The organism is Paenibacillus sp. p3-SID867 (genome assembly GCF_025142895.1).
Taxonomy (GTDB): Bacteria; Bacillota; Bacilli; order Paenibacillales; family Paenibacillaceae; genus Paenibacillus_AQ.
This window is the reverse complement of the sequence record NZ_JAMBDM010000007.1, coordinates 103,570-128,409: the sequence shown is the minus strand read 5'-3', so window position 1 is coordinate 128,409 and position 24,840 is coordinate 103,570. Positions and strand designations below refer to the sequence as shown.

The following is a 24,840-nucleotide window of genomic DNA, read 5'->3' as shown; positions in this document are numbered from 1 at the left end:
CTTTGGTGTGTTTGGCTGCTTTGTCTCTCACTACTTATATATCTGTATTAATGATCGAAAGAACATTTCACACGGCTGCCTTATAGGCGAATCACTCAATCAACTTATATAGTTAGGCAAATTAGGAGCACTCGGTTCATGGATTGTCCATTTTCGTTCCAATTAGCACGAGATCAAGATGATTCGTTCTAAGCGCGCCAGCCGGCTTGATTTGCAGCACAAGACCATCGCGGTCAAAACGGCAGGTAAGGATAAACATCTGCTGTTGTTCCAGCAGCTGAATGTGGATCAGGCAAGTCGACGGGTCTGCCCATACGGCACCACAGGCGGAGGGAAGGCCGAAAAAAGGATCAGGACCGATACGCCAATCATTCATGAAGCATACAACACGGGGACGACCGGTTTCATGAACGAGGATGAGCTCACAGGATTGCTCACTGAACGTAAAATAGCATCCTGTCCATCCCGATTCGTTAGCAGCTAGGCGATATTGCTGCCTCGAGTCCTGCACGGCTGTACTGGGGATAGCGCTTCCCTCCGGCAGATGGAGCTTCAAGGCGCTCAGACGCTGCTGCATCCGGTCATAACCAGCATCATCGAAAGGGCAGGGCTCCTGCATGGAAGAAACCAGATGGGTCCAAACGCAATCGAGGATTCCTTGGTGCTCATCCCGGTTCAGCATGGTGTTGGCCGTCGAGACAAAAACGGCGTTATGGTCTGGGATGACAAGGACGAATTGCCCGCCTGCGCCGAAAGCGCAGTAGGCTTGACGCCTGGCCCGCCAGAACTGGTATCCGTACCCGCTTCGTCCTTCCAGCAGAATTCCGGCGCTGGAGTTATCAACGACCTTGGACGTGCTTAACTCTACCCAGCCCTCCGGCAGGATCCGGATTCCGTTCCACAGCCCGTCCTGCAGATAGAGCTGACCGAATTTGGCCAGATCCTCCGTGGTGCAATAGGCTCCGCTTCCGCCCTGGTTAATTCCGAGCGGGCAGGTCTCCCACTCGATATCCTGCATCCCGAGGGGCTGGAACAAGCGGTCATCGAGATAGTCATGCACGGTTGTCCCCGTAACCCGTTGGAGTATGGCGCAGAGCGTATGCGTACCTGTCGTATCGTAGGCAAAGACGGTCCCCGGGGGATGACTCGGTGGCGTATGAAGATACTCGAACACGATATCCCGGGCCTCTTTATTGGTTGATTTTCGGTGGACGGTTTGCATACTCAGCAGATGCCGGATGGTCATATCGGCTGTGTACGGGTGTACGGTCTCCGGCTGCTTATCCGGAAAAAAATGAATGACCTTGTCCTCCAGGGAGATCCTTCCTTCTCCGATGGCAATGCCGACGGCCGCCGATGTCATACTTTTGCTGACGGAGAAGATCGGATGCCTTAAATCCTTGTGAAAAGGGGAGTAATAACCTTCGGCAGCCACTTTGCCATGCCGAAGCAGCATAAAGCTGTGCAGGTTCATATTCTTTTCCGTCATATCCTCCATAAAGCGGAGAATGGCGGAAGGAGGAATACCGACCTCCTCCGGACGGACTCGAGCCAGTGCAGTCATCATCATCAACCTCTCGTCTGATTGGATGTACCGGGAGTGTAGGGCGGATACCAACGGTCTTGGCCACTGAGCACATGTTCGAGGGTAAACCGTTTAGCCTCGGTCTCAGTGAGCTGCCTGGACCACGCAACCCGCAAGGAGGGGGATGCTCCGGGGCCGCGGCTGCCGAATTCGGCATAACGCGATGTTTCTTCACGGTCCGGTTGCTTCCAGTTATGCCAGCCCTGCGGATGAACGGAGCCGTCCATCTCGGATGAGATGAACACCACATTGGCATAAGCACGCCAAGGCCGGCCAAGGTATACGTTCTCAACACCGGGTGCTCCCGAGATTTTGCAATCGATAAAGACATAGCCAAACTCCGCTTCCTCCGGCGTATTGGCTGCGGTCAGGTAACCACCGGACCGCTTGCAGTGGATGGTGCACCGGTCGAATAGGGCCGTTGCAGGCCCAAATATAAAATCGACATCGCCCTCGATATAACATTCGGCAAAGTAATGACGTCCGCCGGACACATAGAGCGTATCTTGATCACCTTCAAGTTTTACATACCGAAAGGACACCCGGTCGGCATCGATAAAGGCAGCGACTGCCTGACCCGTCCCAGGACCGGAATCATTGCGGATGGTCAATTGTTCGGCGCTGAAATCATTTGCGCAGATATAGAAGCTTCCGCTGCGAAAGGTCCCGAGGGGTTGTCCATCTTCATCTAAGGTGTGAGCGTTATCCGAATAAGTAAGAATCGTTTCTTCAGGTCCTTCACCGATCATACGGATGGCTGGTTTCGATGAAGGAATGTTGATTTTCTCACGGTAAACACCTTTTTTAATTTCGATGATGACAAGACAATCGGACTGTTCGGGAATCGAGTCGATTGCAGATTGCACCGTCACGAAGTCGCCTTGCCCGTTGTGATCAACTGTGATTTTCATCGATGAACACGCTCCTCTATGGATTTTATATCTATGTTATCGAATTGGAGATTCCAATAAAAACATCTCCGATGTTTAAATCGTGTCATTCTTTGCCTTTTTTGCCGGATTTGAAAAAAAACAGCTTCTTAGACTTGTTTTCTAGAGGGAAAGTAAACAGAGAAACAGAGCATAAAATGCAAAAAACGCGATTGATTCAGCATCAAATCCGGAATTTTTATCGTTTATGTTTCTTTATAATGAGGCTTGAGATTAAATCTTCCAAGGATATTGAGGTGAGGCGGTATTGAAGCAAGAGAACAATTGGTCCGTCCGGACGGCGGAAACCATTCTCTGTCAAGCGGACAGCGAGGGACTTCACCCGGAAATTGCCCGCCGGTGGGCGTATGTTCCCGGGATGATGCTCATGGCGGTCGCCCGCACAGGGGACTTTTATAACAAGGACGATTATTTTGATTTCATGAAGCGGCATATGGATCTGTTTGTTCAGGCTGATGGGGACATTCGGGGGTACAGAATCGAAGAATATAATCTGGACCAGATCAACCAGGGGAAAAATTTGTTTGCGCTAAGTGCCAGATTTCATGACTCCCGTTATGAAAAGGCTTCCCATACGCTAGCCGCCCAGCTGATCAGCCAGCCCAGAACGACGGACGGCGGTTTTTGGCACAAAAAAGTATACCCGTTTCAGATGTGGCTGGATGGGCTCTATATGTCATCGCCGTTTCTGGCCCAGTATGCCAAAACTTATAACCAGCCTGAACTGTTCGACGAGGTAGCTCACCAGCTTCTGCTGGTGGAGCGTAGAACCCGGGATTCCAAGACGGGCCTGCTCTATCACGGATGGGATGAAGCGAAGGAACAGGTATGGGCCGATCCGGAAAGCGGGCGGTCCCCGCATTTTTGGAGCCGGGCCTTGGGCTGGTATGCGATGGCGCTAGTGGACAGTCTTGAATTTTTTCCGGTAGATCATCCGAAGCGAGGTACGATGATTGGCATATTCGAACGCCTAAGCCGAGCGCTGGCACGTTATCAGGAGAAAGAGAGCGGGCTGTGGTTCCAGGTGCTCGATCAGGGCTTCCGGGAAGGCAATTATCTTGAAACCTCCGGCTCCTCCATGTTTATTTACGCTTTGGCCAAGGGCGTTCGGCTCCAGTATCTGGAACAGCCTTCAAGACCTGTTGCGGAGCGGGCTTACGAAGGTTTGATTCAGCGGTTTGTTGAGGCTGGCAAAACCGGCGTGCATCTTCATTCCATATGTCATGGAGCGGGGCTCAGCGATGACCGCAACGGCTCGTATGAATATTACATCAGTGAACAAGTGGTGTCCGACGCCCATATTGGCGTAGCGCCTTTCATCCTTGCCAGTCTGGAAATGGAGCGGTTAGCAGATTCGTGATAGGAGGAGGAACTAAATGATGCACTCATCGTCATCGCTGCAAGCATTACAGAACAAATCATGGTTGTCGGATCAGGGAGACGGGACGTTCGTGAACCCGGTGCTTCATGCGGATTATTCGGATCCGGATGTGATCCGGGTCGGGGAAGATTTCTATATGACGGCCTCCAGCTTCGGTCATCTGCCGGGACTGCCGATTCTGCACTCGAAGGATTTGATTAACTGGAGGATTATTAATCATGTGCTGCCCCGGATGGAGCTGCCGGGCTATGACGTCCCTCAACATGGGAACGGCGTCTGGGCTCCGGCCCTTCGGTTCCATGACGGCAAGTACTGGGTGTTCTACGGGGATCCGGATGTCGGCATCATGATGAGCACAGCTGCGGACCCGGCAGGCAGCTGGACGCCTCTGCATCTGGTTCAAGAGGGGAAAGGCTTGATCGACCCGTGTCCGTTCTGGGACGATGACGGCCAGGCCTACCTGGTTCACGCGTTTGCCAAAAGTAGATGCGGCATCAAGCATCTGTTAAGAATGTGCCGGATGTCCCCGGACGGAAAGCACCTCTTGGATGAAGGTCAGATTGTCTTCGACGGGACCGAACGTCATCCGACGATGGAAGGGCCGAAGATGTATAAACGAAATGGTTATTACTATATTTTTGCGCCTGCCGGGGGAGTATCAACGGGGTGGCAGACCGTGCTTCGGTCAACCTCGGTCTTTGGCCCTTATGAAGACAAAATCGTACTGCATCAAGGCGATAGCCCGATTAACGGCCCGCATCAGGGCGGCTGGGTAGAGTTGGATTCGGGAGAATCCTGGTTTATGCATTTTCAAGACAAAGGGGCATACGGAAGAATTGTTCATCTGCAGCCGATACGCTGGGTGGATGATTGGCCGGAAATGGGTGCCGATACGAATGGAGACGGGATCGGCGAACCGGTTCTGCGTTATCCGAAGCCAAACGTCGGCGGGGAACACAGGATTGAGGCACCGGACGATTCAGATGAGTTCGAAGACGCTCAGCTTGGCCTTCAGTGGCAGTGGCAGGCTAATCCGAATCCGGCCTGGTATGCATTCGAGGAGGAAAGCCATTTGCGATTATTCGCCTTCCCGGTGCCGGAGAACCGGCCTTCGCGCACGATCTACGATGCTCCTCACTTGCTGATGCAGAAATTCCCGGCGGAAGTATTTCATGCGGAAGCCAAACTGGATGGAACGGCGCTAAAGCCTGGCGAACGGGCGGGCTTGATCGTATTCGGACGTACATTCGCTTATGCGGCCATTCAGATGAAGGCGGACGGCTCCGGCATGGAAATCATCCAGGCCCAAGGGAACGGCTCGGAGGAGAATGTGATGTGGTCCGACGGATTGGATGAAGGGAAGGTAACGATTCGGGTGACCGTTCATCCCGGTGCTCAATGCCGCTTCTATTTTGCTTCTGCCGATGGTCCTTTCTTGCCGTTCGGAGATAGGGAGTTCGAAGCCGAAAAGGGTCACTGGGTCGGTGCCAAAGTCGGATTGTTCGCGGCAAGTACGGAAGAACAAGCGGATAGAGGGTATGTGGATATCGACTGGTTTAGGGTTGGAAGAGGAGAGATATAGAAAGAGAAAGATTACGGGGCTCTCCAAGACGGTAACAACTTTGGAACAGCCCCGATTCTATCCATGACGCTTGCGGTACTGAAGAGGCGTGGTCCCCGCGATTTTTTTGAAGGTTTTATTAAAGTGGGCAATATGCTCAAATCCGGCTTGCTCGGAGATGAATTGTACGGATTCTCTGCTGTTCACGAGCATTTTCTGTGCTTCGCGAATTCGTACCACCTGCAGGTATTCGCGAAAGTGAAAGCCTGTCAGCTTGGTGAACACTCTGCTGAGATAGGAAGGGCTGATGTAAAACTGCTTGGCGACCAGCTCCAGCGTAAGCCTTTCATGATAATTGGATTTGATGTATTGGGCAATTTCTGAAATTTTCTGGTGCATCGGATGCTCATATTCATGGGTTTGGAATTGAAGCGTGGTCTCGATCCGATGAAGGCGGATGAGCAGCTCGTTCATCCACGCGCGAACCAATGAGCTGTAGTGAGTCTGCTCCGTTTGGCATTCTGCGAGCATCGAGAGGAGCAGCCGTTCGATTTCGGGCTGATGCTTCAGGGGAATGCGAACGAGCCTGGACGTCCCGTGATCGAGCAGCTTGGCGACGCCGGCATCGCCCTGTTCGATGAAGCTTCTGCAGAAGCTGATCAGCACCCGCTCGAAGGTCAGCTTATCGGAGCTTGCCGTTGAGTGGAGATCATGCGGGTTCACGATCATCATGTCCCCTTTTTTGACGGTAAACACGTTATCGTCCATAAAGTAGACCCGCTCACCGTTAAGCAAGTAATACAGCTCAAAGTAGGGATGTTCATGCGGACGGGGCATGCTGCTGGAACCGTTTCGCGACATGTATTGGATGGAGAAATCATGATCTCCGATATGGTACTTGGGCTGCAGCCGGTCATTCATTCCTCATTAACTCCTTTGTTCACACAGATCTCGATCCCTTTGCCATTCGTGCAGCTTGTTATGTCTAAACAGGTCGGAGAAGCGGATAACGGCCAGAATGGCTCGTAGAAAATTATATATCATGCCTGCTGACGATCTTCAAGGGCTTTGGCAGGAATCGGCAGCAATTTCTTATAAGCGCTTACATCGTCCTGCCGGTATAAATCGAATAAGCAATCTTAAAAATACGGAGGTACACATGATCAAACAAACAGAAGAAGCGATATGTCCTGACTTGCCTGTGATCCCGGACTATACCGTAACGATTACGGACTATGGCGCCGTTGGAGACGGCGTATATGACAACACCCAGGCATTTCATCAAGCGATTGAAGCCTGCGCAAAGGCCGGTGGGGGGAAGGTGGTCATCCCTCCCGGGATCTGGCACACCGGTCCATTGACCCTGCAGAGCCGGATTGAGCTTCACGCCTCTGCCGGTGCGCTTGTTGTGTTCGGCAAGCAATTCGAAGCTTATCCAATCCGGATGTCCACCTATGAGGGCAGGCAGATGTTCCGCTGTCAGTCTCCGCTCGATGGAGAAGGTTTGGAGGATATCGCGATCACGGGCAGTGGTATTTTTGACGGGAGCGGCGAAGCCTGGAGGCCCGTTAAGCAAGGGAAGCTGACGGAAAGCCAGTGGGATCGCTTCGTTCACTCGGGCGGCGTTGTGGATGATAAGGGACTGTGGTGGCCTACGCCGGTAGCTCGGGACGGTGAGGAGAACTTGGCCCGGATCGAACAGACAGGCAGCGAGGATCCACATGACTATGCGCCTGTGAGAGACTACCTGAGGCCCAATCTGCTCAGCTTTAGAAAATGCAAGCGGATCCTGCTCAGCGGCCCGACCTTTCAAAACTCCGCAGCCTGGTGCCTGCATCCTTGGGCATCAGAGCAGATTACCATTCAGAACATCACCGTCCGCAATCCATGGTATGCCCAGAACGGGGACGGTCTGGACATCGATTCATGCAAATGCGTAATCGTGGAAAACAGCTCGTTTGATGTAGGAGATGATGCGATTTGTCTGAAGTCCGGTAAAAATGAAGCCGGGCGCCTGCTGGGAAAGCCGAGTGAGCGGATCAGCATCCGGAACTGCACCGTTTATCACGGCCACGGCGGCATCGTGGTCGGCAGTGAAATGTCCGGAGGCATCAAGGATGTATACGTATCCGATTGCACCTTCATCGGCACTGATATCGGCATTCGTTTTAAAAGCTGCCGCGGTCGCGGCGGCGTGGTCGAGAACATCTTCATTGAAAGGATCCGGATGCGGGATATCGACGGGGATGCGATCTCCTTCAATTTATATTACGAAGGGAAAGCCGGCTCCGGCGAGTATCAAACGGAAGTGATGCTGCCGGTTACCGAGGAAACCCCCGTATTCCGGAATATTGTCATTCAGGATATTGTGTGCAGCGGCGCGCATACTGCGCTGCTCATCAACGGCTTGCCGGAGATGCCGGTGGAGAACTTGACGGTGAAGCGGTCGGCAATCACAAGTCATGAAGGCATTGTATGCCGAAATGGAAAGAACCTCAGCATTCAGGACATCGTCCTTCGCAATCAGGAAAATCAGCTGCTTCTTTTTCACCAAAGCCGAAATGTTCAGGTGGCGAATGTCAGCGGAGAAGGGAGCTCACAGGATGACCGCCTGCTGGTGGTGACCGGGGAACGGTCCAGGCAAATCGAATGCTCGGGGCTGAAGGCCGATAAGGCTAGGCAGATTATGATTTCTTCTGAAGTGGAACCGGAGGAGGTCGTGATCAAGTAGCTTTGCTGTTGGATTCATAAAGGCTTAGAGAGGAGGTGATCGAATTATAACCGTTGCAAGCATTTCAAAATGATAAGGAGGTACGCAATTGATAGCAGCAAAATGGTTAAAGCAAATGCTTGTCCTCACCATGCTGTTTACAAGTTTTTCCGGCGGAGCCGCTTATGCTGAGGAGGGCGCAGAAATCATAACCCCGTCCAATTCCTCGCGAACGCCGGCATTTCCGGGGGCCGAAGGCGGTGGAAAGTATACGACCGGCGGCCGGGGCGGCGATGTGTACGAGGTAACGACGCTGGCCGACTCGGGCCCAGGCTCGCTTCGTGATGCGGTCAGTGCTGGAAACCGGACCGTTGTATTTAAAGTCGGCGGCGTTATCGAGCTGAAATCTCCCCTTAAGATTCTCGGAGACAATCTGACGATTGCCGGTCAAACGGCGCCGGGCGACGGGATTACGGTCATCGGGTATCCAACGTCCTTTGATGGAAACAATCTGATCATCCGTTACATGCGATTCCGGCTGGGCGATATGAATGAAACGGAAGCAGACTCTTTTGGCGGACGGTATAAGAAAAACATTATCATCGACCACTCCTCGTTCAGCTGGTCCGTCGACGAAGTGCTCAGCCCTTACGGTAACGAAAATGTCACGGTGCAGTGGTCGATCATAGCAGACGCCATGCACATTAGCAAACATGTCAAAGGCAGACACGGCTACGGCGGGATATGGGGCGGTAAGAACACCAGCTTTCATCATAATTTGATCGCCCACAACTCCAGCCGTAACCCGGCGTTTGACAGCACGGCAGGCAATTCCCATGATTTTCGCAATAATGTTGTTTACAACTGGGGATTCTTTGCTTCGTACGGAGGCAAAGGCGCGGTTACCAATATGGTCAACAATTATTACAAGCCCGGACCTGAAACGGAAGCGGTTCGGTTTATGAATGCGGAGAGCACCGGGAGTTACTATATTGACGGCAACGTTATGGACGGCTATCCGGAATATACTCAGGATAACTGGTCCGGCGTTCATAAGTATCCGGATTACGTGAAGCTGGAAACTCCCGCTTCCTTTGCCAATCCACTGCCGACCGAATCCGCCGAAGAGGCTTATGAAGCGGTTACGCAAAGCGCCGGAGCCACCCTGCCGAAACGGGATGCCGTCGATGCCAGAATCATCCATGACGTTATTCACCGAACCGGCATGCATATCAATTCCCAGAATGAGGTGGGCGGATATCCGCTAGTAGAGACGGTTAGATCCACGTTAGAAGATGACGATCATGATGGTATGCCGAATGATTGGGAGATCGCTCGCGGGCTGGACCCGAGAGATCCGAGTGACCGCAATCTGGCCAATGAGGAAGGATACACGAATCTGGAGCTGTATTTGAATTCCATAACGGGAAACGGATCAGCTAATCCCTCTGTAGTCATTACCGCTCCGGCGAACAACACGGTGGTCAAAGCCGGATCGAACGTGACGATTGAAGCGTCCGTGTCCGATGAAGACGGAAGCGTATCGAAGGTCGAGTTTTACCGGAACGGAGAGAAGGTTGGAGAGGATGACAGCATGCCGTTCCGCTATGAGTGGACAGACGCTGTGGACGGCACCCATTATTGGGCCGCGAAAGCGATCGACGATACGGGAACGATGGCGTTCTCGACGAGCTTGGTCGTTCATGCGAACACCGAAGGAAGCGTCAAGCCTTGGAAGTCGGCCGATATAGGCAGTCCGGGAATACCGGGACACACCCAGCTTGGTGATGCCCTCGGCGAGATGACCGTCAAGGCAGCAGGAGATATCGGCGGCACGAAGGACGTCTTTCATTTTGCCTATCAGGAGATCGAGGGGGACGCTGAAATTGTGGCCCGGGTTGAGAGCATTACCCCCACGAATGAGGAAGCGGAAGCGGGCATCATGTTCCGCGAGATTCTGAAGGAGGATGCTCCATTCGTTTCCCTGGTCGTCCCTTATATTCGTACAGGGAAAAGAGGTGTTACCCTTAGTCGAGCCGAGGAGGGCGGAGAGGTTGCGAGAATTCAGCCGGAGCAGGAATTTCAGCTGCCTTATTGGATCAAGCTTGTCCGTAAGGATAACCAATTCACATCAATGATCTCTCAAGATGGAACCAGCTGGACCACGGTCGGAAACGTCCAAGTCGATTTGCCTAAGCAAGCCTATGTCGGCCTCGTGGCGGATGCGGGTAAAGTGAACAATGAGACATGGAAATACAATACCTCGACATTTACCAACATCAATATATCGGCAGATACAGGCAGCGGCCCGAAAACCGTATATTATGTGAACGATGATTTTGAAAACCTTGAAGCCGGCTCGGTGCCTGACAGATATGGCGTGATCCCGGAGCCTCAGGATGCGGATCATACGGTCACCGTGGAGGAAGTTCCCGTCAATTCTACGGGTAACGATTCAGAAAAGGCGCTAAAGGTATACGATAATGCAGTAGGCAGCACAGGGTTTACAATCAGCTTCCCGCAGCAGTTGGGTACGGTTGTCGTCGAGACGGATTTCATGTCCCCAGCCATGCCCGGCACATCGGTTCTGCTTCAGATTAAGGATGCAGGGGGCACCAAGACGCCGATTGCCCTTGAGGTGCGCAAGCCTCAGTTACCGATTCAGGAGAATGCGTACGCCCTGGTTTACAAGAACAAGAATGGGCAAGACGTAAAGCTAACCGACCTTCCGGCCGCTAACCGCTGGTACAATCTGAAGGTCATTGCCAATGCGGCGGCTAACACCATGGATATTTACGTAGACAACGCACTGGCAGCCAAGCAGGTTGAGCTTAGAGAGGATATGCGGACGTTAGGACTGGGAAGCGCCTTGTTCGGCAGAACGCCCGGAACCGGCAAGGGAACCTATTACTTTGACAACATCAAGGTATACGTAGAACCGGCAGCCGCACCTAAAGGACTACGGGCGATCCCTGGGAACGGGAAGGTTCAGCTGGATTGGGATAACGCCCAAGGCGCTTTATCGTATACCGTCAACAGAAGCACCGCAAACGGGGGTCCGTACGAGACCGTGGCATCCGATCTGAGTGCTTCCAATCCATCGTATACGGATACAAGCGTAATCAACGAAACCACTTATTATTATGTGGTTACCGCCGTGAGTCATTTAGGGGAAAGCGATCCCTCGAACCAAGTGCGTGTCACGCCATCGGTGAATGCCGTGAAGCCGCAAGCCCCGGCGGAGCTCGCGGGACTTAGCCGTCACACCCAGGCTGATCTCACCTGGCAGCAGGTGGAGCATGCGGTCACCTATACGGTGAAGCGAAGCGAAAGTCAGGAAGGGCCTTATATTGAGGCAGGAAGCGTAGAAGAGCCTTTCTTTAGAGATACGGGGCTTGTAAACGGTAGAGTCTACTATTATACGGTGACGGCGACAAGCGTTGCCGGCGAGAGCGAGGCGTCGGGCCCGGCCGAGGTCCGCCCGCTGGCGCCGCTAGAGTCGCCAGCGGATGTTAAAGCGAGTGCCGGAGATGCATCGGCGGTGATCTCGTGGAATGCCTCACACGATGCTTCGAGTTATCAGATCAAGCGAAGCACCGTTCACGGCGGTCCATACAAGGTCATTGCCGATCAAGTAAAGGATATCCGCTATGAGGACAGCGGCTTGGAGAACGGGACGGCCTACTATTATGTTGTTTCCGCACATAACGGCATCGCTTCCAGCATGAATACTGAAGCGGTTCGGGTCATGCCATTCCCTGCGAATACTACGCCGCCTCCGGGTGATCTTCGACTAAACCCGGCCAAAGACCACGTTAAGCTCTCCTGGTCAGGCGTAGAAGGTGCAGCTTCTTACCAAATCAGAAGATCGGAATCAAGAAGCGAAGCAGGAAGCGTCATCGCCTCTGATTGGCGGCAGCCCGGATTTATCGATACGGATGTCGTTACCGGCAAAACCTATTATTATTCGGTCCAGTCGGTGAACGAGAACGGACCGGGAGCCGGAAGCGACCCTCAAGGAGCAACGCCTGCTTTCGTCATCGTCGTGGCGAAAGACGGCACAGGCATGTTTACCAGCGTTCAAGCCGCGGTGGACTCCATCCCGGAGGGCAATACGGCCCGAACGATAATCTATATCCGGAATGGAATCTATGAGGAGCAGGTTACCGTTCCCAAGACGAAGCATGCCGTGAGTTTTATTGGCGAGAGCAAGGAAGATACGGTCATTACCTATACCGGGATAACGGGCACCGGATTCAATGAACGTGCCACCGCCGTCGAATCCGATGATTTTACCGCCGAGAACATCACGTTTGCGAATGGAGCGGGTCCTCAAGGCCCGGCGCCCGCGCTGGACCTTCGGGGAGATCGGGCCTTTTTCAACCATGTCCGCATGATCGGTTATCAGGATACGTTCTTTGTGAACAATGCCGGGAAACGGGTGTATGTGAAGAACAGTTATATTGAAGGAGCGGTGGATTTTATCTATGGACCTGGAATCGCCGTGTTTGACCAGAGCGTCATTCACAATGTCCGTTCAGGCGGATATATTACCGCTGCCAGCACGCCAGAAAATCAGCCCTACGGATATTTGTTCCTCAACAGCAAGATTACAGGAACGGACGGAATCGAAGATGTCTACCTTGGACGACCATGGAGACCCTTTGCTCATGTGCTGTTCATGAACACGGAAATGGAAGGAATCGTGCACGATAAAGGCTGGCATAACTGGGGACGACCGGATAACGAGAAAACCGCCAAATACTATGAATATAACAATACCGGACCTGGTGCGGCAGCCGAAGCCCGCGCGAATTGGTCGAAGCAGCTCACGCCGGAGGAAGCGAATCTGTACACGATTCCAATGATGATGAAGGGATCGGATGGTTGGGATCCGACTAGAATGCCTGTTCTTCCGCAGCCTTACGGGGAAGAAGACGATACACCTCCGCACACATCGTCCAAAATAACACCGGAAACACCGAACGGCCTGAACGGCTGGTATACGGTGCCGGTTACTGTTGAATTGAGTGCGGAAGACGACGGTTCAACTGTTACCGAAACCGTCTACAGTTTAGACGGTACCACCTGGATTCCGTACTCGGGGCCGATCGTTCTGGACCGGGAAGCGGCCGCGGCTGCGATATACTATCGCTCCGTCAACGCTGCAGGTCTTGAGGAAAGCATCCAATCCATTGTATTGAACATGGATCTGTCCCCACCGGAAATTCACGTAGAAACACCGGCACAGGAGGGAGGATGGAATGTCTCCAGGGATTGGACGCCGATCATTGAAATGAGCGATTCTGTTTCCGGCGTCGACGACAGCCGGACGGTTATCAAGCTGGACGGTAATCCCGTTCAACCCGGTGAAGCCATCCCGCTGTATCAGCTTCTGCTCGGGAGTCATGTGTTAACCGTTGAAGGAGCAGATCTTGCGGGCAATACGTCAGTAGCTGAGATTGAATTTCAGACGGTGACGAGCACCGGCGATATGATCGCTTTGATCGAACGGTTCCTGAGCAGCGGAGAGATTGGGAATGCCGGTATCGCCAACAGTTTGACGAAGAAGCTGGAGAAGGGAAATATGGGCAGCTTTGAGAACGAGGTCCGGGCACAGCGGGGCAAACATGTGTCAGAACTGGCGGCGGACATCCTGCTGCGGCATGCCGAGGCATTAAGGGAAGGGATTATATTAGCTCTAAAGCCCTCAAATTTTGAATCACGCTGGATATCATGATGCTTCTATTCCAGAACAACACAAAAACAGGGATGATGAGATCCCTGTTTTTGTGTTGTTCTGGCTCCCGTAGTTCTCGGATCCTGAACGTTCACATAGTGTTCCATTTCAGTATGACTGCAATCACATGTACGGAGACAGGAGTTTCATATACTTGGGTTGTAAGAGTGAAATAGTTCACAAAGACGGGGTTTAGTCTAAGGAGGTTTGACTATGAGTTCATTCACGCTTCAGAGCCAGGTATCCGATATTGTTACATCCATCCCGCAAACGGCGGATTTATTCCGATCACTCCGGATTGATTTTTGTTGTGGAGGGCAGGTGCCACTGGAAGAAGCAGCTAAACAGCGTAATTTGGAACCTGCCGCCGTACTGGAGAAGGTTCAATCCCTGGAGAACAAGTTTGCCGACTATCAGGAAAGCCGTCCGGCTTCACTGAAGGAATCCGAATTGATTGAATACATCCAGCATAAACATCATGCCTTCTTGCTGGATGAATTACCTGCTTTAACGCCGTATGTGACGAAGTTGGCCCGTGTACATGGGGAGCATCATCCCGAGCTTCTCCGGGTGCAGGAGCTTTTCTCGGATCTGAAAAACGAACTGCTGGATCATACGAAGGATGAGGACGAGCATGTATTCCCGCTTATCTTGAAATTTGTTGCAGAGCCTAACCACCAAGCTGCAGCGGAGCTTAAACTGCATGTGTCTGAGCTGGAAGATGAACATGCTCACGCCGGCAGATTGCTTCAAGAGCTCAGGGAAGTAACCGCTGATTTCGAACTTCCCTCGGATGCCTGCGGCACGTATCGGCTGGTCTATCAACGGTTGGCCATGCTTGAAAAGGACACCTTCGAGCATATCCATCTGGAAAACAACATATTGTTTGAGTGGATTCGACAAGCGGTATAACGTTGGTTAGAACCCCTTCTAAGCTGGGTGAGGAATTGCTCGGATGACTATCGAACGTGTAAAATAACGCCCTAACAATAACGCCCTAACCTTATGGTTAGGGCGTTATTGTTAGAGCGTGATTAGCGTGCAGACTCCTTCCCCGGGAGGGAGAAGAGATCAAATAAAATTCACTTAACTATTCCCTGTATTCAGTCGATAAATATATCAGTTGGAATTATTCGACACAGGAGGGTTCATATGGATTATTCGAAATTGGGAAAACAATTCATAGGCGGGGAATGGCGAGACGGTAAAAGCGGTAAAACGCTGCCTGACATCAATCCATATAATGATGAGGTCATTACGGCTTTTCAAATCGCGAGCGTTGCAGACATTGATGATGCCTATCAGGCTGCCTATCAAGCTAAGCTGGAATGGGACAAAATTAACCCTTACCGTAAACGCGACATCCTTGAAAATGCTGTTCAATATATTGAGTCGCATGAGGAAGATATTACGTCCATTATCGTTCAGGAGCTGGGCGGAACGCGTCTGAAGGCGGCATTCGAGATCGGTCTTGTGAAAAATATGATTAAGGAAGCGGCTACGTTCCCCCTTAGAATGGAGGGGAAGATTTTACCTTCCACTGAAGATGGCAAGGAGAACCGACTGTATCGGATCCCGGCTGGCGTGGTTGGGGTTATCAGTCCATTTAATTTTCCTTTCTTCTTGTCCATGAAGTCCGTCGCCCCGGCATTAGGTGCCGGCAACGGCGTCGTGCTGAAGCCGCATGAGGATTCACCGATTACGGGTGGAACGCTGATCGGCAAGATTTTCGAAGAAGCGGGTATACCGAAGGGCCTGTTGAATGTAGTGGTGACAGATATCAAGGAGATTGGCGATGCGTTCGTGGAGCATCCGATTCCGAGAATCATTTCTTTCACGGGTTCGACTAAGGTTGGAAGCCATATTGGTCAGTTGGCCGTCAAGCACTTCAAAAAGCCGCTGCTGGAGCTCGGCGGGAACAGCGCGTTCATTATACTGGAAGATGCTGATATCGATTATGCGGTACAAGCGGCAACGTTCAGCAGATTCACGCATCAAGGCCAGATCTGTATGTCGGCCAACCGGATTCTCGTGCAGAAGCCGATCTATCAGGAATTTGTAGATAAATACAAAGCAAAGGTTTCCACCCTAACAACAGGTGATCCGAGCGATCCGCAGACCATTATCGGGCCCGTCATCAACCATCGGCAGGCAAAGACACTGCAAAAGCTGATTGAGAAGGGCATTGAGCAAGGTGCAGTTCCACTGGTGCAAGGGAATATCACCGGCAGAATGGTGGAGCCTACCGTCCTCGTTAATGTCAAACCGGATATGGAGGTAGCACAAGAGGAGTTGTTCGGCCCGGTTGTGTGTATCATCCCGTTCGAAACGGAAGAGGAAGGAATCGCAATCGCTAACGATACACGTTTCGGGCTTAGCGGAGCTATTCACACCTCCAATCTTGAACGTGGGGTTGAAATGGCGAAGAAGGTCCACACAGGCATGATCCATGTAAATGATGTCACGATTAACGACGAGCCGATTGTAGCATTTGGCGGAGAGAAGCAGTCGGGGTTGGGTCGTCTGAATGGACAATGGAGCCTGGATGAATTTACGACCATGAAATGGATATCGGTTCATTACGGACAAAGGAAATTCCCGTATTAAGGGTTGGGGGAGATAGGCATGAATAATGTGACTGAAGAGCAAACACAGCATGAGCTGATCAGCGCCTTTGTAAAGGTGGCTCCATTGCTGAAAAGTCTTACGAATGATGACATCACGATTGGCATTTATGATACGGAGAAGCTTATCATCAACATTCCAGGAAGAACCTTTTCGCTGAATGTCAAGCCTGGGGACCCGCTAGTGGAGGGGGATATCGTAACCGATGCCATCCGCAATAATAAAGCTTTATCGGCTGTCGTTCCGAAAGAGCTGTTTGGATTTCCGCTAGCTGCACGCGCGATCCCGCTTCACGACGAACAAGGCAGGGTTATCGGCGGTGTAGGCATGGGGACAAGTCTTGAAAAAGCGAATGCGCTGTTTGAGATGGCCGAGAGTTTTTCGGCAATTGTTGAACAGACCACGGCGTCCATTGAAGACATCAGCCAATCGATTGCTCACCTTACCGAACGTGTAACCGATGTAACGAATCAAATGACGGATGTCAGCTCCAGCGCGCAGCAGATTGGAAAGATTTCCAGCGTTGTTAAGGAGATTTCGGATCAGAGCAATATGTTAGGTCTTAATGCTTCTATCGAAGCGGCAAGAGCTGGGGAAGTCGGGAGGGGGTTCTCGGTCGTTGCCGATGAGATTCGGAAGTTGGCGACAAGCTCCAAAGAGAACGTGGATCAAATTAATGGCATTACGAAGAATATTCAGGAATTTTTGCAGCGCTTAAATCATGCTTTTTCCGATATCCACACGCTTACCGATACCCAGTCAAGGGCGATTCAGGAATTCTCTGCAACGATCCATGAGATTAGTATCAAAGCAGAGGAGTTAGCGCAGGTAGCTGAAGAAAGCCTGTATGCAAAAGAAAACAAGCAATAGAAACTCAGAATACTCTGTGTAACTTAATTTTATACAGGCCGATAGAGCAGAAATACACCTATGATGTATTTCTGCTCTTTATTCGATATGCTGTGGCAATGCACCATGATGCCGATGAACTCTCCGTCGTGATCTTCAAAAGATATCCGGTTCATATCTAATGTTGATATGCTTTTTAAGCTAATCGCTAGGGTATTTTCGATTAGTTGCTTGGTTTATCATTATGTAAGGGGTAGTTTTGAAAGCGGTAACATTAAGGCGTGACAAAGATCCGTATAGGTCCACGAATCCATTTGAAGAAAGGTACAGTGAAGAGGATGACAAAGACAAGCAAAACCATATTGTTTCAAGGTGACTCCATAACGGACGGGAAGTGGGGGCGCGACAACGATCTTAATCATATTCATGGACATGGCTACGTATATCTTATTGCTGCTCAGCTGGGCTATGCACTAGCGGAAAGCCAGCCACAGTTCATCAATCGAGGAATCAGCGGCCATCGCGTCTCGGATTTGTACGCGCGTTGGAATGAAGATGCGATTAGCCTGCGACCTGACCTGATCAGTATGTTGGTTGGCGTTAACGACGCAGGTCGGATCATCGAAGGCTCGCCAAGCGGAGCTACCGACAGGTTCGAAAAAGCATATCGTCACATACTGGAGGAAACGAAAGAAGTACTTCCACAGACGGGACTGGTTTTATGTGAGCCATTCGTACTGAAAACGGGCGCCACCGTGCAGAATTGGGACAAATGGCGTCAACGGCTGGATGAATATAGCCTAGTTGTCCGGCAATTGGCTCGAGAGTTTGAAACGCTGTTTGTCCCTCTGCAAGAAGCGTTTGATCATGCGGCAAAACGAGCAGGCGCAGAGTATTGGATATGGGATGGCATTCATCCCACGACAGCCGGGCATCAATTGATTTCACGTGAATGGCTGAGGGTCGTGCAGAATAGCCCATTCGCTATAAGTTGAACAGATACATAAAGTAACTCGCTCGAAAGTTCACAGATAATCAAGTCAGTCATGTTCTTGTGCTGGTTGCACCTTATGATTTTAAAAAATCGACTGTGATGATCCCGGCCGGTTCGAAGCCTGGCTGTGTGCTCAAGATTGGATCAGCTATAGATCATACGCAGATTATGGAGGGAACACTTCAAGAAAAGACACATATGCGAATCATGCACGTTCTGCCGAATCTTCATTCCATATTAGCCGCCACAGAACACGGTTCGGGAATAAGTGTCCGATATTTAATGAACATTGTTTTTTATCTGGCTAAGTGATAGATCGACTAAGCCATCTTCTATGATCCCTCTATGGGATGGGAATAATGTTGAAGCTCATCCCAATGAGGCGTAGCTATGTTCGCGCGTATCTTCAAATGATCAAAAGCTTGGTGTAACGCAGTCATCTCGTTTGATGACACAGCCTTATCACTCAGCAGGATTTTGCCAATCGGGGTTGACAACATTATCTTCAACAGGATGTAGAACAGCTTTCTTTTGTTGCGTGCGAATTGCTTTTGAGCGGCAGGTGAAACCGTATAGCCGTTTTTCTCCAATACTTGATGCCCTTCATCTACCGCATGAATGACCAGATTAAGAAGCTTCTTGTCTTTTGCGGCTCTGCGCAAATTACCGTTATATGAAGAAGCTATGGAATTCAAAGGCAAGATCATAACGAAATGACTTTTCAGCCACTCATCCATATTTGTAATGTAAGTCCATTTATATTTGGTGTTAACCAAAGCTTGATCGATCACTGAGCGCCATGACAGATCCACTCCTAAACCACCGATCGTTATGTTGGTTCTTGGGCCGCGCACGCTAATGATCCGGCCATTCTCCCTCCAGCCGGCAATCGACTGAAAAGCGAACGCAACCTGTTTCGCTACCGGACTATGGGTTTGCAAATACTTCTCCATTTCCCCAGGGCTTGCATTGTTACCCATTATAACGATATGGCAGCTATGATTCGCCGCAAGGGCAGGCAGCACAGCCTCGAAATCCGGATATTTCATTACAACAAAAATAAGGTCATAAACATCGTCCGGCTGTAGTTCTCGGATGACCCTTACTTGATTAACCGTGGTTTGAAACTGAAAATAATGCCGAATGACATTGCCGTTCTTTTCCAACTCCTCTGCTCGTCGTCCTCTTGCCAGCATCGTGACGTTGTGCCCTCCACACACCAGCTCGTGGGCTAAATAACTGCCCAGAACCCCTGCGCCGTAAACTAATATTCTCATCGTGGGTCCCTCCATTTTGGGTTAAACGATTGGATCAAACCATGTTTGCTCAAGCGCATCCCTTGTCTCTTTAACAAAGTTTTTAAATATTCGTTCCAAAATTTAAAAACCACAGCTTGATTCTATATGGACATCAACCAGGATGTCAATTAGTTTTTAAATATTGACTGTGAAATTTAAAAACTATTCGCATTATGTTAAACTACTTGTAGTGATGAACACGGGAAGTGAGTGAAGAGTGATGAATAAATTCGAAATCAGAACGCAGCAAAAGAAGGATGCGATCATTCATGCGGCATTAAAGCTTTTTAAAGAAAAAGGCTTCGTCCATGTTAGCATTAAAGACATTGCCGATGAATCCGGCGTATCGTCGGTATCGCTGTATAACTACTTCGGCAGCAAAGAAGGGGTGGTCAAGGAATGTGCGAATGTTCTGATGCAACATACGATCCAAATGGCTGAGGAGCTTTTGCATCAAAATATCGACTTTAAAGATAAGATATCTCGGATTTTGGAGATCTGTGCAGATCAAGACTATCAATTGCTTGGTACACCGGGTGCCGTGGAGGATCAGGTGCTAGCGAGCTTATATAGTGAAAACACGAATCAAATTAGAATTGCGCTTATTCAGGAATTTATTGAGCTGGGGAAGAAGGAAGGGGCGATTCATTCCTCTGTTTCGCTAGAGACCCTATTGGAATTATTAAGTGTCGTCGGGACGCTCCAAGCTTCATGGGCAAGAGCTGGGAATTATAAAACTAAGATGGCGGAACTTATCCAGCTTCTCTTATATGGTTTCGTTGGACGCCGCTAAAATCAATCATAAAATGACCTCCGATGATCCAAGTGGGAGGTTATTTACATACCGCGATGCTGACGAAACCACCCAAAAAAGGAAATTCGCTCCCCAAGGAGAACCATATATTACTTGGAGGAGGATGCATCTATGCCTAAAACCATACTTGTAGTCGATGATGATCCGGATATCATTGACATGCTTAAACTTTATCTGGACGCAGAGGGATATAAGACGCTCGAAGCTTTCGACGGGAAAGCTGCCCTTGAGCATCTGCGAAGCAGGCACGTGGATCTCGCACTCTTCGATATCATGATGCCGCTCATCGACGGATTCCAGCTGCTCCGCAAAATGCGGCAGGATTATAAAATCCCGGTTATTCTCATCTCGGCCAAAAATCAGGAGATTGATAAAATAACCGGACTCAAGCTGGGGGCAGACGATTATGTGTCCAAGCCGTTCAGCCCGCTCGAAGTGATGGCGAGAATTCAGGCACAGTTAAGACGCTCCTGTGAGTTTAATGAGCCGTTGGAAGCTCCAGCGGTATCCGAAACCTGCGTCGGGGACTTGCAGTTGGATCACCGGGAATGCATGTTATACATCAAGGGAACGCCGATTTCGCTGAGTGCGATCGAGTACAGATTATTGAAGCTGTTCATGGGGGAGCCGGGGCGCGTATTTACGAAGAAGCAAATTTTTGAGCATGCCTGGGATGAACTTTATTTGGCTGACGATAATGCCGTCATGGTCCAAATCAGCAGGCTTCGCGACAAAATCGAGGCTTGTCCCAGGAAGCCTGTCTATATCAAAACCATTCGCGGACTCGGTTACCGGTTTGCGAAGAAAGATGAGTTACAGCCATGAATTCACCTAATCGCCTGCAGCGATCGCTGATTCGCCAATATGTTTTTTTCTTTGTTACCATTGCGCTGATTGCCGCGTTTTCGCTATTTGTATTAAATGCGCTGATCATGGATTATTTTATGGAGGCTCCCGGACCGGTCAAGGCGGAGGCTGGAGCCATAGGCAGTCCGACAGCCGTGCCAGGCATGGACAGCAATCAGCATGAGAAGGTGTTTTATGGAATGGCACTGAAAACGCTGCTGCTGTTTCTCGCTTTGTTTGCAATTACCGTATATGTCTTCGGAAGATGGACGGCATCCCGGCTCACGACCCCGCTCCGATCGATTGCGGATGGTATCCGCAGCATTGCACGCGGACATTACCATGAAAGATTACATTTTCGAGCGAGCTATGAACTTGCGCAGATTCAGGATGATTTCAATGATATGGCTGAACGGCTCGAACGGATGGAGAGGGAAAAGCGAGAGCTTGCAGAGAGCAAGCAGCGAATGCTGATCGACATTTCCCATGACCTGAAGACACCGATGACCACCATTCAGGGCTATATCGAAGCGATGGAAGTGGGGCTCGTTGATTCGGAAGAGAGAAGGCAAAAAATCCTGCATTTGATTTCCGACAAAGCCAGTCTGATGTCGGAGCTGATTGACGGTATCTTCGAGCTGTCCAAGCTGGATAGTCCCGACTATCCTTTTGCCGTTGAGGCATCCGACATTACAGAATTCACACGGGAAATTGCAGCCGAGTATTACGAGGTGTTCGAAGAACAGAAGTTTCATTTCCTTTACGATATTCCTGATAGTGAAATCATCGTCCCATTCAACACGACCTGGTTATATCGGGCGGTTTCCAATATCCTGTCAAACGCTATTCAATACAATCCGCCCGGTACCGCTGTTGAACTGAAATTGGCAGCAACGGGGGGAGGAGTCGAAATTCACATTACAGACGATGGCATCGGAATCCCGGATGTGTTAAAGGAAAAGGTCTTCGATGCCTTTGTCCGCGGAGACCAGGCCCGAAAAAGCGATGGGGGGACGGGTCTGGGTCTTGCTATTGCCAAACAAGTGGTTGAAAAACATGGGGGTAACATCAGGCTGATCACGAACGGGTGCACGAAATTCATTCTTTTTCTTCCTAACGAATTGTAAGATAACTGAAAGATTAAGGAAAGTGGAGCGAAAGAGTTATCCGGTAACCTCAGAAGTAGAACCAACATTTTAAGGGATACAGGAGGACTGGAGAGATTGGAAATTCACAAAGAGAAAGAAAAAGAAAAAGGCGTTACTTTTTTTCGAAGAATCATGGCAAACCGGAAGCGACTTAGGCCGTTGTCCCCGGGGTGGAAAGGTGCGTCGCTTGGGCTCGGCGCCACCGGCTTTATTCTTATTCTGATACAGGCCAACTATCTATTGATGGGGCATGGTATCGCGATATTCAGCGTAGGCACATTCCTGTTTCTCTTTGCGGCAGCCCTTATAAGCGGCCTAGCATCAATGTTGCTGCATGGGGTCAAGAAACTACCAAGCCGTTATATTTGGATGTTGCTGTATTCCCTGATCATGTTTTTGTTCTGTTTTATTGTGCAGCCGGGCGTATCGGCAGTCTTCATCGTCTCTTTGGCCATTGTTTTATCTTTATTTGGTGCATTGGCTTATAAATTTGCAGCGGGAAGCTACAAGCAAGTGTCTAAAACCAGGAAAATCGGCGCGATGACCTGTTTGTCCTTGATCACCATCGCGATCTGCGCGGGCAGCTTCTGGCTGATTCGGGCCGGAGATGATGCCGCTCCGGACATCACATTGAAACAGCTGAAAACCTCAACCCGGTATGTAGATTCGACGATGAATAACCCGGCCGAACAAGGTGAGTATCCCGTCCAAAGCCTGTTATACGGAAGTCCTGACAACTATCGGACAGAATTTAACCAAAGCGGTTCCCTAACCACCCAAACGGTGGATGCGTCCAGGTTTGTTGAGAAATGGTCGTCGTTGCGCACGAAGTCGCTTGGGTTCGGACCCGAGGCCATGCCGTTAAACGGAAGAGTGTGGTATCCCGAAGGGGAGGGCACCTTTCCGCTTGTTTTGATTGTACATGGCAATCACTTAATGAATGATTATTCCGATCCGGGTTATGAATATCTCGGCAGGCTGCTCGCGAGCAAAGGGTATATATTTGTCTCCGTGGATGAAAATTTCCTCAATTTCTCCCCATATGAGGATCTATTCCTGATCAGCCCGCTGCTAAGTGAAAATCCGGCAAGGGGTCTGCTGCTGCTGGAGCATTTGCAAACCTGGAAGGACTGGAACAGCGATCCGGACAACCCGTTTTACCAAAAGGTCGATATGGAACGAATCGCCCTCATCGGTCATTCCCGGGGCGGCGAAGCGGTCGCGATCGCGGCAGCGTATAACAAACTTGGCCGTCATCCGGACCATGGGGATATCAAGTTTGATTATAACTTTTCGATCCGCTCGCTCATTTCCATTGCGGGAACGGACGGGCAATATAAGCCCCAAGGCAAACCTCTGCCGCTGCAAGACGTAAATTATCTGTCTTTGCATGGAGCTCATGATATGGATGTCAACAGCCTGGACGGTGCGAAGCAATATCACCGGATTCGTTATACCAAGGGCACAAATTACATGAAATCGCTGGTCTATATTTATGGAGCCAACCACGGCCAGTTTAACGGAGGCTGGGGCAGAGGGGATGGGGCAGGGTTGGGGAACCAACTGTTTAACCTACGTCAAATTATGCCACGGGATGAGCAGGAAACCATCGCAAAAGTGTTCATATCTTCGTTCCTGGATGCCACGCTGAAGGACCAACGGCAATTTAGGGAGGTGTTCAAGGATTTGGGTTACGCCAAGGAATGGATTCCCGACAATCTGTATGTGGGCAATTATTACGATTCGCAGACGACCTTGATCGCCGATTTTCATGAAGACATCGATCTGCTGAGCACCACGCTTCCTGGCGGCAGCCTGCGGGGCGAGAACCTGCAGCAATGGAAGGAAGAAAAGGTTAAGACAAAATGGGGCGAAGCGGATTACAGCGCGGTTCGCTTAGGCTGGAATTCGAACGGTTCGTCCGAGCCTGCGTCCTATACGGTTACTTTGCCGGATAACGGGGTGGAAACAGGAAGGGATAGCTCGATCGTATTTTCGCTGGCAGATGCACGCAAAACAGAAGAAAGCGGCGACCCGAAAGAGCTTATCAATTTTACGATTACGGTTGAAGATAGGAAGGGCCATCAGGCAACTCTTCCCCTCAGCCACATATCCAAGTTGCCGCCTGTTATTGAAGGTAAACTTCTCAAATGGCCATTTTCGTATGCAGGCAATACTTCAGAACCCGTATTTCAAAGTTATGATTTCCAATTAGACGATTATCACAAAATGAATCCGGACTTCAACCCGCAGCAGTTGAGCAAGATTCGCATCGAGTTCAATCTAACCAAGCGGGGAAGCATTCTGCTTCGTGATGTTGGCATTCGATCATAACATAT

General features: G+C 50.4%; 16 protein-coding genes. 12 read left to right on the top strand and 4 right to left on the bottom strand.

The features are described from left to right. Positions 1-136: 136 nt before the first annotated feature. The gene (locus M4D81_RS15850) at positions 137-1,570 is read right to left on the bottom strand and encodes a serine hydrolase domain-containing protein (protein WP_260067235.1); all 1,434 of its coding nucleotides are present in this window, start codon (positions 1,568-1,570) and stop codon (positions 137-139) included. Continuing rightward, on the bottom strand, positions 1,570-2,496 hold the full coding sequence (locus M4D81_RS15845) for a pectinesterase family protein (protein WP_260067234.1): 927 nt from the start codon (positions 2,494-2,496) through the stop codon (positions 1,570-1,572). Before M4D81_RS15845 ends, M4D81_RS15850 begins: the two co-directional genes overlap by 1 nt. A 286-nt stretch (positions 2,497-2,782) precedes the next feature. Between M4D81_RS15845 and M4D81_RS15840 the strand changes: the two genes are divergently transcribed. Together M4D81_RS15840 and M4D81_RS15835 are read left to right on the top strand one after the other, a co-directional pair. Then, positions 2,783-3,895 carry a glycoside hydrolase family 88/105 protein gene (locus M4D81_RS15840; RefSeq protein WP_260067233.1) on the top strand — a complete coding sequence of 371 codons (1,113 nt, stop codon included), beginning with the start codon at positions 2,783-2,785 and terminating at the stop codon, positions 3,893-3,895. 16 nt (positions 3,896-3,911) lie between these two features. Continuing rightward, positions 3,912-5,498: a glycoside hydrolase family 43 protein gene (locus M4D81_RS15835; protein WP_260067232.1), complete on the top strand. Its 1,587-nt coding sequence runs from the start codon at positions 3,912-3,914 to the stop codon at positions 5,496-5,498. A 57-nt stretch (positions 5,499-5,555) separates the two neighbouring features. Here the strand turns inward: M4D81_RS15835 and M4D81_RS15830 are convergent, their stop codons facing one another. Continuing rightward, positions 5,556-6,398 carry a helix-turn-helix transcriptional regulator gene (locus M4D81_RS15830; protein ID WP_260067231.1) on the bottom strand — a complete coding sequence of 281 codons (843 nt, stop codon included), beginning with the start codon at positions 6,396-6,398 and terminating at the stop codon, positions 5,556-5,558. A gap of 238 nt (positions 6,399-6,636) precedes the next feature. Here M4D81_RS15830 and M4D81_RS15825 point away from each other — a divergent pair, with 238 nt between their 5' ends. The 6 genes from M4D81_RS15825 (at position 6,637) to M4D81_RS15800 (ending at position 18,396) form a co-directional block, all read left to right on the top strand. Continuing rightward, complete coding sequence (locus M4D81_RS15825) at positions 6,637-8,208, top strand: glycoside hydrolase family 28 protein (protein WP_260067230.1); 1,572 nt, start codon at positions 6,637-6,639, stop codon at positions 8,206-8,208. 88 nt (positions 8,209-8,296) lie between these two features. After that, on the top strand, positions 8,297-13,927 hold the full coding sequence (locus M4D81_RS15820) for a pectinesterase family protein (protein WP_260067229.1): 5,631 nt from the start codon (positions 8,297-8,299) through the stop codon (positions 13,925-13,927). 213 nt (positions 13,928-14,140) lie between these two features. Further along, positions 14,141-14,839, top strand: coding sequence for an iron-sulfur cluster repair di-iron protein (gene ric / locus M4D81_RS15815; protein WP_260067228.1), 699 nt, complete (start codon positions 14,141-14,143; stop codon positions 14,837-14,839). Between the two features lie 240 nt (positions 14,840-15,079). Further along, positions 15,080-16,534: a benzaldehyde dehydrogenase gene (gene yfmT, locus M4D81_RS15810; protein WP_260067227.1), complete on the top strand. Its 1,455-nt coding sequence runs from the start codon at positions 15,080-15,082 to the stop codon at positions 16,532-16,534. 18 nt (positions 16,535-16,552) lie between these two features. Continuing rightward, positions 16,553-17,422 (top strand): methyl-accepting chemotaxis protein, encoded by an 870-nt coding sequence (locus M4D81_RS15805; RefSeq protein WP_071220980.1) that lies wholly within the window; start codon positions 16,553-16,555, stop codon positions 17,420-17,422. 317 nt (positions 17,423-17,739) lie between these two features. Next, complete coding sequence (locus M4D81_RS15800; protein ID WP_260067226.1) at positions 17,740-18,396, top strand: SGNH/GDSL hydrolase family protein; 657 nt, start codon at positions 17,740-17,742, stop codon at positions 18,394-18,396. 331 nt (positions 18,397-18,727) lie between these two features. Here M4D81_RS15800 and M4D81_RS15795 read toward each other — a convergent pair whose 3' ends face one another. Further along, positions 18,728-19,672 carry a ketopantoate reductase family protein gene (locus tag M4D81_RS15795; RefSeq protein WP_260067225.1) on the bottom strand — a complete coding sequence of 315 codons (945 nt, stop codon included), beginning with the start codon at positions 19,670-19,672 and terminating at the stop codon, positions 18,728-18,730. Positions 19,673-19,913: 241 nt separating this feature from the next. Here M4D81_RS15795 and M4D81_RS15790 point away from each other — a divergent pair, with 241 nt between their 5' ends. The 4 genes from M4D81_RS15790 to bahA all read left to right on the top strand — a co-directional run bounded on the left by M4D81_RS15790 (position 19,914) and on the right by bahA (position 24,835). Next, entirely contained in the window at positions 19,914-20,486 is a 573-nt protein-coding gene (locus M4D81_RS15790) for a TetR/AcrR family transcriptional regulator (RefSeq protein WP_260067224.1), read from the top strand. Positions 20,487-20,618: 132 nt separating this feature from the next. After that, the gene (locus tag M4D81_RS15785; protein ID WP_071220984.1) at positions 20,619-21,332 is read left to right on the top strand and encodes a response regulator transcription factor; all 714 of its coding nucleotides are present in this window, start codon (positions 20,619-20,621) and stop codon (positions 21,330-21,332) included. After that, the gene (locus M4D81_RS15780; RefSeq protein WP_260067223.1) at positions 21,329-22,480 is read left to right on the top strand and encodes a HAMP domain-containing sensor histidine kinase; all 1,152 of its coding nucleotides are present in this window, start codon (positions 21,329-21,331) and stop codon (positions 22,478-22,480) included. The genes M4D81_RS15785 and M4D81_RS15780 overlap by 4 nt, the downstream gene beginning before the upstream one ends. A gap of 96 nt (positions 22,481-22,576) precedes the next feature. After that, positions 22,577-24,835: a bacitracin amidohydrolase BahA gene (gene bahA, locus M4D81_RS15775; protein ID WP_260067222.1), complete on the top strand. Its 2,259-nt coding sequence runs from the start codon at positions 22,577-22,579 to the stop codon at positions 24,833-24,835. Positions 24,836-24,840: the final 5 nt, after the last annotated feature.

Bases quoted from the DNA above. Each gene is read 5' to 3' on its own strand.
- M4D81_RS15850 (WP_260067235.1), bottom strand. From the start codon at position 1,570: ATGATGATGACTGCACTGGCTCGAGTCCGTCCGGAGGAGGTCGGTATT.
- M4D81_RS15845 (WP_260067234.1), bottom strand. From the start codon at position 2,496: ATGAAAATCACAGTTGATCACAACGGGCAAGGCGACTTCGTGACGGTG.
- M4D81_RS15835 (WP_260067232.1), top strand. From the start codon at position 3,912: ATGATGCACTCATCGTCATCGCTGCAAGCATTACAGAACAAATCATGG.
- M4D81_RS15830 (WP_260067231.1), bottom strand. From the start codon at position 6,398: ATGAATGACCGGCTGCAGCCCAAGTACCATATCGGAGATCATGATTTC.
- M4D81_RS15825 (WP_260067230.1), top strand. From the start codon at position 6,637: ATGATCAAACAAACAGAAGAAGCGATATGTCCTGACTTGCCTGTGATC.
- ric (WP_260067228.1), top strand. From the start codon at position 14,141: ATGAGTTCATTCACGCTTCAGAGCCAGGTATCCGATATTGTTACATCC.
- yfmT (WP_260067227.1), top strand. From the start codon at position 15,080: ATGGATTATTCGAAATTGGGAAAACAATTCATAGGCGGGGAATGGCGA.
- M4D81_RS15805 (WP_071220980.1), top strand. From the start codon at position 16,553: ATGAATAATGTGACTGAAGAGCAAACACAGCATGAGCTGATCAGCGCC.
- M4D81_RS15800 (WP_260067226.1), top strand. From the start codon at position 17,740: ATGACAAAGACAAGCAAAACCATATTGTTTCAAGGTGACTCCATAACG.
- M4D81_RS15795 (WP_260067225.1), bottom strand. From the start codon at position 19,672: ATGAGAATATTAGTTTACGGCGCAGGGGTTCTGGGCAGTTATTTAGCC.
- M4D81_RS15790 (WP_260067224.1), top strand. From the start codon at position 19,914: ATGAATAAATTCGAAATCAGAACGCAGCAAAAGAAGGATGCGATCATT.
- M4D81_RS15785 (WP_071220984.1), top strand. From the start codon at position 20,619: ATGCCTAAAACCATACTTGTAGTCGATGATGATCCGGATATCATTGAC.
- M4D81_RS15780 (WP_260067223.1), top strand. From the start codon at position 21,329: ATGAATTCACCTAATCGCCTGCAGCGATCGCTGATTCGCCAATATGTT.